Raw genomic sequence first — 13,453 nt, forward strand, 5'->3', positions numbered from 1 at the left:
AATGGTTTGGGGAACAATTATCGCTGCCTATTTATTCCTTGCTGGACTTAGTGCCGGGGCTTTTTTAACCTCTTCCTATGCAGCAAGGAAATACCCAGATGCCAAGACAGTCAGGGTTGTCGGAAGGTTAATCAGCCCGATTCTGATGGGAATAGGACTGTTACTTCTAATTGTTGATGCTGAAGCTGGTCTTAAGGATCCTTTGCGCTTCATCTATTTATTTACAAATTTCAGTTCCGTCATGACAATCGGTACTTATTTCATCAGCTTTTTCATGATGGCGGCAGCCTACATCGCCTTAATGGAACTGTTGAAAAAAGATACGAACAAAATTGTGGAGTACGTCGGCATCGTATTCGCTGTTGCCACCGCCATTTACACCGGCTTCCTGATTGGGGTCATCGGTGCTGTACCACTATGGAATACAGCCATTCTGCCGATCCTGTTCGTTGTGTCAGCATTTTCAACAGGAATTGCCGGTACTATGCTCGTATCAGCAATCTTGGATAAAAAAGTCGTGCACCATGTTATGGCGTTAAAAAAGATTCACTTAACATTGCTGATAGCTGAAGTATTCCTGATCTTCAATATGTTCCTGATTACTTCATCGACCAATGAGTCAGCAGCACAATCGGTTTCAATGCTTCTTGCCGGTGAGTACAGCGCTTTATTCTGGTTCGGACTGATTGTTGCAGGATTAATACTTCCAATTACAATCGAAGCCCTTGAATTATGGAATTCAAAAAAACTGCGTCAAACTCCGGCGGGATTGGAAGTGGCTGCTTCAGGCTCACACGGAATTGCAGCTACACTGATCACAGAAAGTGCCGTACTGGCAGGAGGTTTCATTCTCCGCTACCTGTTGCTGGCAGCAGCTGTTCCGGTAATATTTTTATAGTAGAGCAGACCTGGACTAAACACGTCCAGGTCTTTTAGGTATCGATATAACTCTCCCATTCTTTTATTTAGGTTGTTTTCGTAAAGATTGAGAAAAGAGCCTTTATTTATTAGGCTGAGAACAGTTAGCAAACTTACGAATATAATGCCTATGATGAACGAGGAGGGATTTTAGATGAATTTGCCTGCTGCGGATTTAGGAATTATGGCTGAACACTTGCCGACCCATGAAGGAGTAATCAGCAAGTTAAAGATCTTCAATGAAATTGTGGACAACCAAGAGTTAAAGAAACTGATTCAGTTGAATATCCAAATGCTAAGGGAACATGTGAGAGCGATGCTTGAACTTATCGATCCAAAGCGTAAAGGAGAAGTTAAGCTCGCGGAAATGGATGATATACAGATAAATACTGAAAAGCTGAACCTATCTGAACAAGAAAAAGATATTGTTTTGGAAACAAGGTCAGTATCAAAGCTTATGGGAAGCAATAATTTTAATTCTGCCTTAATGATGAAAGATAGGAATGTAAAACATATTCATATTCAGATGGCTTATCAGGATGTTAGAATGCAAATGCTTTATAATATGGTTGTTGAACATGTGGAGGCTGATTTTACGCCGCGTGTTACTGAAGCAATGCAAGCTAAGACTCATGAAAAGTATAAGCATATTTTACAGGAGTAGGGGACTTTGCTAAATCGGCTTACCTTCGCTGATTCGCCCGGTTCAAAGAATACTTGACATGTTTTCAATCTAAAGCAAAAAGCTGAACCTCAGGTTCAGCTTTTAACATGTTAAAAAGGGTATTTGCGTGGATTGGTCTGGGCTGAAATCCATTGTACAGTTGTAAATTCTTCAAGGGACCATTCCCCGCCAAATCTTCCAAGACCTGAATCTTTTTCGCCGCCAAAAGCAACCAGTGGTTCATCGTTGACGCTTTGGTCATTAACATGGACCATGCCGGATTGTATTTGCTTGGCTACTTCGACACCTTTTTCAACAGATCCTGCGTGGACGGCTCCGCTTAATCCGAATGGTGTGTCGTTAGCAATGCGGATTGCTTCTTCTTCACTTTCAACAGGAATGATGGTTACGACTGGACCGAACATCTCGTTCTTCGCAGTTGCGACCTCATTGCTGCCGGTAAGCACGTATGGAGTCATGAGCGTGCCATTTGCAGTACCTTCCAGCACCACTTCAGCTCCTTCGGATTTAGCCTTCTCTATATCTTTAAGGATCCGGTCGACAGCTCCGCGGTTGATCAGCGGTCCGATTAACGTATCAGGCTCCCGAGGATCACCAGCTTTAAGGCTTTTAGTTTTTTCCACAAACCTATCAACGAATTCATCATAGCGGTCCTTGTGGACGATCACCCGGTTAACAGCCATGCAGATTTGTCCGTTGTGCATGAATTTGCCGAAAATGGCAGAGTTTATGGCATGCTCTATGTTCGCATCCTCAAGGACTACAAGTGCATTATTGCCGCCGAGCTCCAATGCCACTTTTTTTATGTTTTGGCCGCAAAGCGCACCAATATGGCGTCCGACACCAGTTGACCCAGTGAACGAAATCATTCTTGGCACAGGATTCTCTACGAATGAATCGCCGATTTCGCCAATATTAGAAACAGTCACATTAAGCAAACCTTTTGGCAGACCCGCTTCTTCAAATATTTTAGCGATCACAGTACCGCCACTCATTGCAGTCTGCTCATCAGGCTTCAACACGACTCCATTACCAACTGCAAGTGCAGGTGCAACAGAACGCATTGATAAGTACATTGGGAAGTTAAATGGACTGATGACACCTACCACACCAAGTGGTTTACGGTATACACGGTTTTCCTTTCCGGGAACAAGTGAAGGCACCATCTTGCCGTCCATTCTTAATGGGAATGACGCTGACTCTCTAGTGATGGCTATGCAGAAATCAACCTCAACATTTGCCTTGATATGGGTAGAGCCAGACTCTGTTACAAGTAACTCTACCAATTCCTTTCGCCTTTCCGACATGATGCGGACTGCATTTTCCATGATGGTAGAACGTTCGAATGGATTGACATTCTCCCATTCTTTTTGTGCTTTCCTGGCAGACTCATACGCTTCTTTAACATCTTCAATGCCAGCCATCTTGAATTCAGCCAAGACTTCTTCGTTATACGGGTTTTTATCCTTATAGCGGCTCTGGCCCGTACCATCTCGCCATTCTCCGCTGATATATTGTTTATTCAAATTCTTGTACTGTTCCATCATCTCACTCCTAGTAACATAGTCTCTATTTTTTTACCCTCGGAAAAATAGTTAAAAAGTAATTTAAAGAAATGGAAGGAGATTCTTGTGAAAACACGAAAAGTAAACTGAAGAAAATCGTTCCAGATAAGAAATTTTGATGATTTAGTACATGCTTCTATAGTTGTTTCCATGTCATAAAAAAATTTTTGGATTGTAGGGATGAAGAATGATCACTTTTGGGGAAAAGGAACCAGGAATAAGCTATACATGGCGTCCGGGGGTGTATGGAATCATATTGAATGAAAATGAAAATCTGGTTGCATTAATCGAGACGGATGATGGTGGCTATTTCCTTCCTGGCGGTGGCATGGAAGGAAGTGAAAGTCATGTTGAGTGTCTTGTAAGAGAAGGCATTGAAGAAATGGGAAAGCTTCTTGAAATCGGCGAATGGATTGGAAAAGCACAGCGATATTTTTACTCGGAGAAGGATCGTACATATTATCTTGTTGAAGGACACTTCTATTTTGCCAGAATAACTGGAAATACGGGAGAGCCTTTAGAGGCAGATCATCACCTTAAGTGGGTCGAAGCGGGGGAAGCAGTCAAAAGAATGTTTCATGACCATCAAAGCTGGGCGGTCCAAAGGGCATTAACGATGATGGAAAATAACGGTTAAAATGTACCTTCATAGACAGGCATTATGAAGGGAAAGAAAGGGATTGATAACGGGTCTGAATAAGATATCCGTGTTGGGAAATTCAAATGAACCAAAATACCCCTTTTCTTTCTGACCTGCTTAATGGTAATGTTAGCATAATCACATTCCTCATGATAAATTTGTTTGACCATAGGTATAAATGGGAAAATATTTCTTAGAACAGTAAAATAATGAGGGAGATTATGATTAACAACTATGAATACCGGATCTTTTACGAAGAACTAAGAAGACTTCATAAAGAGTACCAGCGATGTGATGATGCCAATATAAAGAAATCTATAATCATGGATATCAAACTTATAGAGAATGCGCTGGAAGCGATCTAAAAAGTAAATTAAGCAGGAGATTTTCTATGAATAAACAATTAACTGATCCAGAATTCCTTACTTTTTGTGAAACCGCTTTGCCAATAGAAGTGGTAGAAAAATTTACTGATAATAATATCCGCGGACTTGAGAATATTGCACTTAGGTCGATTTCAACCCGCAATAAACTGCCGGCAAATGTAGCCAATCTTCTGGTTGCTTATTTCTACAGCCACTACGGTAATCAGGTATATAATCGTAATGACCTGGCGCGTTTATATGATTACTGGGCATCAAAGGATGTCAGGACAATGGCTCAGGCAGCCGAAATGACCAATGAAGATATTGAGGCAGTTCTCAAAACGTTAAAATGATGTCGTAACTTTAAAACAGGCTGAGCTCAGCCTGTTTTTTTTTGCTCTTATTGGAGTTATTCTTACTTTTGGAACCTAAGCCTGACAAATAGGTTCGTTTCAAGATTGGTGGTAAAGCAACAAATTAGCAAAACATGATTTAGTGAAGGAATATCTCTTGAAATATAGAATAGTACACTAAACTAATAGAAGGCGGGTGTCATTTTTGCTGGAAAATAGTCTGGTCAGACCTGCTGTAAAAGAAGATGGCAAAAAGATTATCGAGATGCTGAAAAGTAACGCAAAGTGGATGCAAGATCATGGAATTAATCAATGGCATTACCTATTAAGCGGAGGGGATGATGAGGAAATCCTGGAAGCCATAAAGCAAAAAGAAACATATATCCTCCTGAATAATGAAGAATTAATCGGTACATTCACTTTGTCGACAATCCAAAGTGAATGGGACAAGCATATATTTGGGGAGGACCCTGATGGAGATTCAATGTATCTGCACAGGCTTGCTGTTTTGCCCGCATATATCGGCAATGGTATCGGGAAAGAGATATTAAGGTGGATTGAGGATAATGTTTCAACTGACAAAACCTATTTAAAATTAGACTGTGTTGCCGACAACAGCAAACTGAATCAATTCTACTGCGCAAATGGATTTCACTGCATCGGTGAAACAGATCAACACAGTAAATATCAAAAAAAATTTGACCCTTACTGGGTCTTTTTTTATATCTAAAAACACTTGAGATTTCACTTAATGTTAATAAACATGGCGGAGTACCAGCCAGAATAGGGGTTAAAATGGAGTTGCGAAGAAGAGATGTTGTAGCGAGGGATTAGTTTATGGTTATCCAAACAGAATTTTTAGCGGAAATTGTTGATCACCTGCCTGAGGGCATGATTGTTATGGATAAGGATCGGAGTATTCATTATCTTAATGAAAAGGCAGTTCACATGACTGGCTGGAAGCTTGGCGAGAAAGTACCCTACTGTACTTATTGCCAGGAAAGAGAGCTGGATGAGGATGAAAATCGCTGTATTTTAACTTCTGATGAACCGATTCCTTTTTTCAATTCCCATCTGGCGGTGTATGAAGGACTTGAAGAATTTGAAATGTCATTAAAAAAAATGATTATATCGGAAGAAGTATACTATGTGCTCAGAATACGGCCGCCTGTACGGAATGAGAATAGCGAGCGGGCACGATTCCATGAGCTGCTTGTGCAAGAAACACTGCTCGCCCAGGAGGCAGAGCGCAAAAGGATAGCCATGGAACTGCATGATCATATTGGACAAAGTGTCTATAGCATTTTCCTGGGCCTCGAGGTCATCAAACAGAACATCAGTGAAGAGAAGTATCAAAATCATGTCACCAACATGGTCAATGTCATGGAAAAAACCCTTGAAGATATTAAGCGCCTGACAAAAAGCCTCCGACCTGAAATCGTTTATGACATTGGTTTGGAGAAATCGCTTCGTCAAGCTGTAAAGGACTGGAGAAAGTTATACCAGATAGAAATCTTTTTGGAGATGGAGCTTGATAAGGAACAAAAACTGGACCCGGAAAAAGAACTTCATCTATTCAGGATCATCCAGGAAAGTATTACAAATTCGGTTCGCCATGGAAAAGCTACCTATTTCTCCATCCATTTAAAAACATTCTATCAATATATATTTTTTCAGTTATACGACAATGGCAATGGCTTCATTTCCACTGGATGCAAGACGAAAGGGCTCGGCCTGAAGCATATGTACGAACGGTGTAAAATGCTTGATGGCGACATTAAGTGGCTCAGTAAGGAAGGTGGTCCTACGAGGGTAGAAGGATTTGTTTCTTTAACAAAAGCGGAGGGGGAGAGGGAAGATGAACCTAATGATCATTGATGATCATGAAATTGTCCGGGATGGATTAAGCATGCTCTTGCAGCAATCTTTTTGCATTGACGGAAGGATTTGTGCCTGCGATGGCTATGAAGCTGTTAAAGCTGCGGCGGACTTTCCCGCCGACCTGGTACTGCTGGACCTTTCGATGCCGGGCGGCCTGGATGGAATGACGACATTGGAAAGGCTGCGGAAACTTCTTCCGGACGCCAAAATAGTCATTTTCTCGATGCACGATGATATCGGGTATCAGAAGAAAGCTTACGAGGCCGGGGCTGACGGCTATTTAATCAAGCAGCTGAAGCGGGACGATCTCATCCAATCGCTGGACAAAATTTTAGCGAACCAAAAGGTGTTCGATACCCATGTGTGGGAAGATGATTCGGAAGGTGACCAAATTAATCTCGTTGATCTTCCAATAACGAAGCGAGAAAAAGAGGTTTTCATTCTTACTGTAAAAGGATACTCCCAAAAGGATATCGCGGAAAGGCTTGATATATCAGTCAAAACAGTTGAAAACCATCGCCAGAAAATCGGTGAGAAGCTAGGAACGCACAAACGATATGAATGGGTCGAGACAGCACTGAAATATAATGTATTGCAACCTTAGAAGCAGGACGGATATGATGTCTTGCTTTTTTATTATTCTTAATGTGGTTAAAAAAATATTCTGTCTTGTGGGTATTGCAGCATGACAGGCGAATAACCCATAAGAATTTTTTAGAACAATTTCATATATTAATTGGAATTTATTTCATGAAGGCAATTTTTCTGAGATAATGAAATCAATATAGGTCGAAAGCAGGTGTCTGAATGGAAGTCTTGAAAGTAAGTCAATTGACTAAGAGGTTCAGAGATTTCGAGGCAGTCAAGAATGTTTCTTTTTCCGTGCACAAGGGTGAGTCATTTGGTCTTTTGGGACCAAATGGGGCAGGAAAGACCACCACGATCCAGATGATAACCGGGTTATTCCCGCCAAGTTCAGGAAACATTGACATTGCAGGCATTGATATGGTCAGACAGCCAAAGCAGGGGCAAGCGCTATTAGGCATTGTTCCTCAGGAAATTGCACTATACCAAACGATGAGTGCGAGGGAAAACCTTTCATTTTGGGGAAGAATGTACGGTTTAAGAGGAAACCACTTGCAAAAAAGGATAAATGAAGTACTTGAAATCATCGGTTTGACCGATCGGGCCAAGGAGAAAGTAGAGACTTTTTCTGGCGGTATGAAGAGGAGAGTCAATATCGGTGCTACGATTTTACATAATCCTGAATTATTGATCATGGATGAACCGACTGTAGGGATTGATCCGCAATCCCGCAGCCATATCCTTGAAACAGTGAAACAACTGAATTCAGAAAGGATGACTGTTATCTATACAAGTCACTATATGGAGGAAGTTGAGTATCTTTGTGAAAAGATCGGCATTATGGATCAGGGAGAATTCATCACATCGGGAACCATATCCGAGTTAAGGGAGACAATTGGTGATCGTTCACGGATTGTCATGAACTTTTCGAGAGCACTCAACCTTGAAAAAATAAAGACCATACTGTCTCCTTCGATACCTGAAAAAGACCTGTCATTGAATTATGATGAACTGGCCATTTTTCATAAAGAGCCACAAAAAGTGCTAAGTGAATTAATTCAGTCAGTTACGGGAGCGGGTTTTGAAATTACATCCGTTGAAGTTGTGGAACCGAACCTTGAGAGTGTATTCCTCCACCTTACTGGCCGAAGTTTAAGGGATTAAGGAGGTAGTTGATATGGGTTTTTGGTGGCTGGCACTAAAAGATGCACTTCTCATGGGCAGGGACCGTAAGGCACTGTTGACGCTTGTTTTTATGCCAATCTTATTGATCGGGATCCTTGGTGCAGCATTTGGCAATATGATGGATGAAGAAGAAGCAGCTTCGATTGAAAAATTTGAGATCGGTATTGTAAATTATGATGAAGGCCCGCTTGGCAGCGTCTTATCTCAAGAGGTATTCAAGAAAGGCCTTCCAGAGCTCATTTCTGCAGAGGCAATGACCGAGGAGAAGCTGGAAGACAGTTTAAAACAGCAGGAAATTTCCGTCGGGATCATTATTCCGCGGGATTTATCGGGCCATATCATTTCGGGTGGGAATTCTGAGGTGCGGGTCATCTCCATTCCGTCAGCTTCTATTCAATCATCGATTGTAAAGAATCTCGTGCTGCAATTCACTCAGAGTGCGGCTGTAAATGTAATAGCAATGGAGGTCGCTGGTCCATCCGGTTTTGGCAAAGACCTTGCTGCTTTGTCTCAATTGGCGGAAGCTGATTATGAATTTGTTGAAGAAGCAGCGGTAGAACAGGATCAAAAACCAGTGGGCTCATTCCAGTATTATGCAGCCGGTATGGGTGTCATGTTCTTGCTGATGACGGTTATTACCGGAGTAAGCGCAATGATTGATGAAAAGGAACAAGATGTATTCAATCGTCTGCTTGTTACAAAGCTGTCTAATCAACATTACTTAATAGGCAAGTTTATTGGCTTACTGTTTATGTCTTCGGTTCAATTTTTCATTATTATTCTTGGGACACATTACCTTTATGATGTTCAGTGGGGAGAGTCCATGACTGGGGTCATAATTGTCGGCTTTGCATTTGTTTTTAGTGTCAGCGGACTGGGAGTACTCCTTGGAGCTCTTGTCAAAAGAGAGAAAACATTCAATGCTGCCGGAATGCTGGCTACTCAAATAATGGCTGCAGTTGGGGGTAGCATGGTCCCATTGTATATTTTTCCGGACTGGGTCAATACGGTCGTCAAAGTCCTTCCCAATGCTCTTGCCCTCCAAACATTCCTGGAGCTAATGTCTGGTGCAGGAGTATGGCAAGTACTGATAGAAGCAGGCGTTTTAATTGCAATTGGTCTTGTATCCCTTCTAATTGCGTTTGTATCCCTTTCTACAAGGAGGAGGGCTTTGCATGCGTAAAATTTTATCCATCGCGTTTTTACTCCTGAAATCATTGTTCAAATCACCTTCAGCAATTGTGATGATGTTCATTATGCCAATTATGTTCAGTCTTATTTTTGGAGGAATTGGCTCAGAAGGGTCTTCACGGGATAAACCGGTTGTGCTGATGGTAGCAAAAAATGATGAATCAAACAGCAGGATTCTCGAGTTACTGTCATCAAATGGCCAGTATACCTGGAGAAATGCGGATGAAAAGGAAGCCAGAGAATCGGTCGAAAATCAAGAGGCAATTGCAGCGGTGATGATCGCTGAATCGGCAGTAGAGAGCCATGATTCCGGTCAGCCTCTTTTTCAACTGGTAGTCCAAAGGAAAACCCAGGAGTATCTTGCGTTAAAAAGTTATGTTGAAGGTGTTGGGAGGACTGTTATTCAAACCATTGAAATGTCCCCTGAACAAGATGTATTGGCCTTCAAGGCTATACTAGAAAAAGCGGCTGCGCGAGAACCAGTGGAGATCAGCAGTGAAGTCATTCAAAAAGAAGAATCAAAAACTGATTCCGTCGGCATGCTGGCGATCGGCTTTACGATTATGTTCATGATGTTTGGAATTTCAGGAGCAGCTTCCACCCTTCTTGATGAAAAAATCGGTGGCACCTGGCAGCGCCTGCTCACGTCACCAACAACGAAAGTCCAGGTGATGACAGGATACCTATTCTCATATTTCTTGATGGGAGCAATCCAATTAATTGTCCTCATGATTGTCATGTACTTAATTTATGGTTCAATGTGGGGCAATTTGTTTTATTTCGTTCCATTTGCATCACTCGTCATCATAACGATTGTCGGCTTTGGCCTGATGATGGCCAGCATCGTAAAGACGAGGCAGCAGGCTAGTGCGCTGAGCGCTGTGTTGATTGTCAGTACATGTATGCTCGGAGGAGTTTACTGGCCAATAGAGATTGTGCCAGAATTCATGCAGCAAATAGCCAAGGGGGTGCCCCAGAGCTGGATGATTACAGGATTTCGTGAAATCGTCAGCGGAAGCCTTTATCTCCCTGCACTACGAAATTCAACACTGGTATTGCTAGTATTCAGCTCACTATTTTTTACAATTGGGTTGAAAAAAATGAAATATGATTAAAAAATGCCAGTCCTTATTGGGACTGGTAATTCTTTTTAAGGGGATTCTATCGAAAATTATTTTTTGTCGAGTTATAATAGATATTTAGAATAATAGTCGAAAAGAGAGCTTTTTCCAGTGTGCATTGCCCGAAAAAGAGTGTGTGCACGGAAAACGGTAATAGCAGAACAAGTGCATTGCCCGAAAAAGAATAAGAGAATGGAAAACGGTCAAAGCGGATTCCCTGCATTGACCTTACAATAAAAGCAAAGTGAATTTTGGAGGATAATATGGCTGCATATACCCCTATGATCAAGCAATACCTGCAAGTGAAGGCGGATTACCAAGATGCCTTTTTATTTTTCCGTTTGGGAGATTTTTATGAAATGTTCTTCGAGGATGCATTAAAGGCATCCCAAGAACTCGAAATAACACTGACGAGCAGAGAGGGCGGCGGCGAGGAACGGATTCCGATGTGCGGTGTTCCTTACCATTCAGCTCCTAACTATATTGAACAGTTGATTAACAAAGGCTATAAAGTTGCGATTTGTGAACAAACAGAAGATCCCAAGACTGCCAAAGGTGTCGTTAGGCGTGAAGTTGTCCAGCTAATCACTCCTGGAACAGTAATGGAGGGGCGTGGGCTTTTAGAAAAAGAAAATAATTTTATCGCTACTGTTTCGGCTTTTCCGGGAAACTTATATGGCTTTGCCTGCAGTGACCTGTCGACAGGGGAAAGCAGGGCCACTTTAATTAACGGCAGTATCGAAGACCTTATTAATGAACTATCGATTTCTGGAGCAAAGGAAGTTGTCATCGAAAGCACGCTTTCGCCGGAAATCCAGAGGAAGCTGAAGGAGCGTTCCATTCTGGCGCTGTCATTAGAGGATAATACTGAAATGAATGAGGCTTTCTCAGTTCTATTTGAGCACCTTGAGAATGAACAGTTAAAAAGCACAGCTTCAAGATTATTCAATTATTTATACCGGACACAGAAGCGCAGCCTTGATCATTTGCAAAAGGTATCTGTCTATCAGGTCCAGCAATATATGAAAATTGATTACTTTTCCAAGCGTAACCTTGAACTGACAGAGACCATACGCTCTACAGCAAAAAAGGGAACACTTTTATGGCTGCTTGATGAAACGATGACTGCAATGGGCGGCAGGATGCTGAAGCAATGGATCAACAGACCGCTGATTGACAAAGTTGAAATCGGCCGTCGTCAGGAACTGGTCCAGCTTTTTGTCGGACAGTTTTTTGAACGCCAGGAATTAAGGGAAAAGTTGAAAGAGGTATACGACCTTGAACGTTTGGCTGGAAGGGTTGCATTTGGCAATCTTAATCCAAGAGATCTGATGCAGCTAAAAAGGTCCTTATTGCAGGTGCCATCACTAAAACATATTTTGAAGGGTCTTCCGCACGAGGAAGCTTCCCGTATGGCAGAAAGACTTGACCCTTGCGAAGAGGCAGCGGATCTGCTCGAACAGGCAATCGTCGATAATCCTCCGATTTCTGTCAAGGAAGGAAATATCATTCGCGATGGTTACGATCAACAGCTTGACCAATACCGAGATGCCAGCAGGAATGGCAAAACATGGATTGCGATGCTGGAGCGGGATGAGCGTGAGAAAACAGGGATAAAATCCTTAAAGGTTGGCTACAACAGGGTGTTTGGCTACTATATCGAAGTAACGAAGGCGAATCTGCATCTTCTTCAGGAAGGCCAGTATGAGCGGAAGCAGACGCTTTCGAATGCGGAGCGCTTTATCACGCCTGAGCTGAAGGAAAAGGAAGACCTGATCCTTGCGGCTGAGGAAAAAAGTGTCGAGCTTGAATATCAGCTATTTAGCGGAATCCGCGAGACGATAAAAGAATATATTCCTAGATTGCAGGGGCTTGCAAGGGCTCTTAGTGAGCTTGATGTCATTCTGGGATTTGCAGAGCTAAGTGAACAGCGTCATTATGTAAAACCTGTTTTCTCAGCTGATCGGAAAATTGTCCTGAAGGATGGACGCCATCCAGTTGTCGAAAAGGTAATGGATGCACAGGAATACGTGCCTAACGATTGCTTTATGGACAACGACCGTGAAGTATTGCTGATTACAGGGCCGAATATGTCTGGTAAAAGCACATATATGCGCCAGGTTGCCCTGACAGCAATTATGGCGCAAATAGGCTGTTTTGTCCCGGCCTCTGAGGCGGTCTTGCCGATATTCGACCAGGTTTTCACCAGGATTGGGGCGGCAGATGATCTTGTTTCCGGACAAAGTACTTTCATGGTCGAAATGCTTGAGGCAAAGAACGCAATTACCAATGCGACGAAAGACAGTTTGATCCTTTTTGATGAAATCGGCCGTGGTACCTCAACTTATGACGGCATGGCTCTCGCCCAGGCTATGATTGAATATATCCATGATAAAATCAGCGCAAAGACGCTGTTTTCGACACACTATCACGAAATGACTTCACTGGAAAATGAATTGGAAAAATTGAAGAATGTACATGTCAGTGCAGTTGAGCAGAACGGCAAAGTGGTATTCCTCCATAAAATCAAGGAGGGTGCAGCGGATAAAAGTTACGGCATCCATGTTGCCCAGCTGGCAGAATTGCCGGCAGATTTGATCGAACGGGCTGCTGAAATCCTGCAAATACTCGAGCAGACAGATACCCAGTTGTCATCTGGACTTAAAAGTCTGAAGAGCGCAGACTCTGTGCGCGAACCATTGCAAAATGGGCATGACAAACAAAGCATGCTTCAGGCTGCAGAAACGGCAGCCGCAGCTCAATTATCATTTTTTGATGAAGAGCCTGAACAAAAGAAAGCAAGTGGTCCAAGCAAAAAAGAGAAGCAGATTATTGAACAATTAAACGGATTGGAAATCCTTGATATGACTCCTTTGCAGGCCATGAATATGCTTTACGAGCTGCAAAAAAAGCTGCGCAAGTAGATATGTTCCTAAAAAATGCTTGAGAAAATACTAATAGCTG

13 protein-coding genes are annotated in these 13,453 nt (G+C 42.4%); 12 read left to right on the forward strand and 1 reads right to left on the reverse strand.

Annotation, left to right across the window (positions count from 1 at the left end):
• The first annotated feature begins 1 nt into the window (after position 1).
• Together nrfD and J7I80_RS08880 are read left to right on the forward strand one after the other, a co-directional pair.
• Positions 2–898 (forward strand): NrfD/PsrC family molybdoenzyme membrane anchor subunit, encoded by an 897-nt coding sequence (gene nrfD / locus J7I80_RS08875; protein ID WP_214737664.1) that lies wholly within the window; start codon positions 2–4, stop codon positions 896–898.
• Positions 899–1,072: 174 nt separating this feature from the next.
• Positions 1,073–1,582: a hypothetical protein gene (locus J7I80_RS08880; protein ID WP_214737666.1), complete on the forward strand. Its 510-nt coding sequence runs from the start codon at positions 1,073–1,075 to the stop codon at positions 1,580–1,582.
• 110 nt (positions 1,583–1,692) lie between these two features.
• Here the strand turns inward: J7I80_RS08880 and J7I80_RS08885 are convergent, their stop codons facing one another.
• Positions 1,693–3,147, reverse strand: coding sequence for an aldehyde dehydrogenase family protein (locus J7I80_RS08885; protein WP_214737668.1), 1,455 nt, complete (start codon positions 3,145–3,147; stop codon positions 1,693–1,695).
• Between the two features lie 208 nt (positions 3,148–3,355).
• On the opposite strand from J7I80_RS08885, the gene J7I80_RS08890 reads away from it, so the two are divergent.
• The 10 genes from J7I80_RS08890 (at position 3,356) to mutS (ending at position 13,413) form a co-directional block, all read left to right on the forward strand.
• Complete coding sequence (locus J7I80_RS08890; RefSeq protein ID WP_214737670.1) at positions 3,356–3,805, forward strand: NUDIX hydrolase; 450 nt, start codon at positions 3,356–3,358, stop codon at positions 3,803–3,805.
• A gap of 224 nt (positions 3,806–4,029) precedes the next feature.
• Positions 4,030–4,173 carry a hypothetical protein gene (locus tag J7I80_RS08895; protein ID WP_214737672.1) on the forward strand — a complete coding sequence of 48 codons (144 nt, stop codon included), beginning with the start codon at positions 4,030–4,032 and terminating at the stop codon, positions 4,171–4,173.
• 26 nt (positions 4,174–4,199) lie between these two features.
• On the forward strand, positions 4,200–4,526 hold the full coding sequence (locus J7I80_RS08900; protein WP_214737674.1) for a hypothetical protein: 327 nt from the start codon (positions 4,200–4,202) through the stop codon (positions 4,524–4,526).
• A gap of 205 nt (positions 4,527–4,731) precedes the next feature.
• Positions 4,732–5,256 carry a GNAT family N-acetyltransferase gene (locus J7I80_RS08905; protein WP_483297692.1) on the forward strand — a complete coding sequence of 175 codons (525 nt, stop codon included), beginning with the start codon at positions 4,732–4,734 and terminating at the stop codon, positions 5,254–5,256.
• 107 nt (positions 5,257–5,363) lie between these two features.
• Positions 5,364–6,404 carry a sensor histidine kinase gene (locus J7I80_RS08910; RefSeq protein WP_214737676.1) on the forward strand — a complete coding sequence of 347 codons (1,041 nt, stop codon included), beginning with the start codon at positions 5,364–5,366 and terminating at the stop codon, positions 6,402–6,404.
• The gene (locus J7I80_RS08915) at positions 6,385–7,011 is read left to right on the forward strand and encodes a response regulator transcription factor (protein ID WP_192473336.1); all 627 of its coding nucleotides are present in this window, start codon (positions 6,385–6,387) and stop codon (positions 7,009–7,011) included. Before J7I80_RS08910 ends, J7I80_RS08915 begins: the two co-directional genes overlap by 20 nt.
• A 203-nt stretch (positions 7,012–7,214) precedes the next feature.
• Entirely contained in the window at positions 7,215–8,156 is a 942-nt protein-coding gene (locus tag J7I80_RS08920) for an ABC transporter ATP-binding protein (RefSeq protein WP_214737678.1), read from the forward strand.
• 13 nt (positions 8,157–8,169) lie between these two features.
• Positions 8,170–9,360 carry an ABC transporter permease gene (locus tag J7I80_RS08925; protein WP_214737680.1) on the forward strand — a complete coding sequence of 397 codons (1,191 nt, stop codon included), beginning with the start codon at positions 8,170–8,172 and terminating at the stop codon, positions 9,358–9,360.
• Positions 9,353–10,483: an ABC transporter permease gene (locus tag J7I80_RS08930; protein WP_214737682.1), complete on the forward strand. Its 1,131-nt coding sequence runs from the start codon at positions 9,353–9,355 to the stop codon at positions 10,481–10,483. The genes J7I80_RS08925 and J7I80_RS08930 overlap by 8 nt, the downstream gene beginning before the upstream one ends.
• A 269-nt stretch (positions 10,484–10,752) precedes the next feature.
• A complete protein-coding gene (gene mutS / locus J7I80_RS08935; protein WP_214737684.1) occupies positions 10,753–13,413 on the forward strand; it encodes a DNA mismatch repair protein MutS in 2,661 nt (886 codons plus the stop codon).
• Positions 13,414–13,453: the final 40 nt, after the last annotated feature.

This window comes from Bacillus sp. ISL-41, from assembly GCF_018613235.1.
Lineage (GTDB): Bacteria > Bacillota > Bacilli > Bacillales > Cytobacillaceae > Mesobacillus.

What these genes read in the sequence shown, in the direction of transcription:
- nrfD (WP_214737664.1), top strand. Translation starts at nt 2, where the DNA reads ATGGTTTGGGGAACAATTATCGCTGCCTATTTATTCCTTGCTGGACTT.
- J7I80_RS08880 (WP_214737666.1), top strand. Translation starts at nt 1,073, where the DNA reads ATGAATTTGCCTGCTGCGGATTTAGGAATTATGGCTGAACACTTGCCG.
- J7I80_RS08885 (WP_214737668.1), bottom strand. Translation starts at nt 3,147, where the DNA reads ATGGAACAGTACAAGAATTTGAATAAACAATATATCAGCGGAGAATGG.
- J7I80_RS08890 (WP_214737670.1), top strand. Translation starts at nt 3,356, where the DNA reads ATGATCACTTTTGGGGAAAAGGAACCAGGAATAAGCTATACATGGCGT.
- J7I80_RS08895 (WP_214737672.1), top strand. Translation starts at nt 4,030, where the DNA reads ATGATTAACAACTATGAATACCGGATCTTTTACGAAGAACTAAGAAGA.
- J7I80_RS08900 (WP_214737674.1), top strand. Translation starts at nt 4,200, where the DNA reads ATGAATAAACAATTAACTGATCCAGAATTCCTTACTTTTTGTGAAACC.
- J7I80_RS08910 (WP_214737676.1), top strand. Translation starts at nt 5,364, where the DNA reads ATGGTTATCCAAACAGAATTTTTAGCGGAAATTGTTGATCACCTGCCT.
- J7I80_RS08915 (WP_192473336.1), top strand. Translation starts at nt 6,385, where the DNA reads ATGAACCTAATGATCATTGATGATCATGAAATTGTCCGGGATGGATTA.
- J7I80_RS08920 (WP_214737678.1), top strand. Translation starts at nt 7,215, where the DNA reads ATGGAAGTCTTGAAAGTAAGTCAATTGACTAAGAGGTTCAGAGATTTC.
- J7I80_RS08925 (WP_214737680.1), top strand. Translation starts at nt 8,170, where the DNA reads ATGGGTTTTTGGTGGCTGGCACTAAAAGATGCACTTCTCATGGGCAGG.
- J7I80_RS08930 (WP_214737682.1), top strand. Translation starts at nt 9,353, where the DNA reads ATGCGTAAAATTTTATCCATCGCGTTTTTACTCCTGAAATCATTGTTC.
- mutS (WP_214737684.1), top strand. Translation starts at nt 10,753, where the DNA reads ATGGCTGCATATACCCCTATGATCAAGCAATACCTGCAAGTGAAGGCG.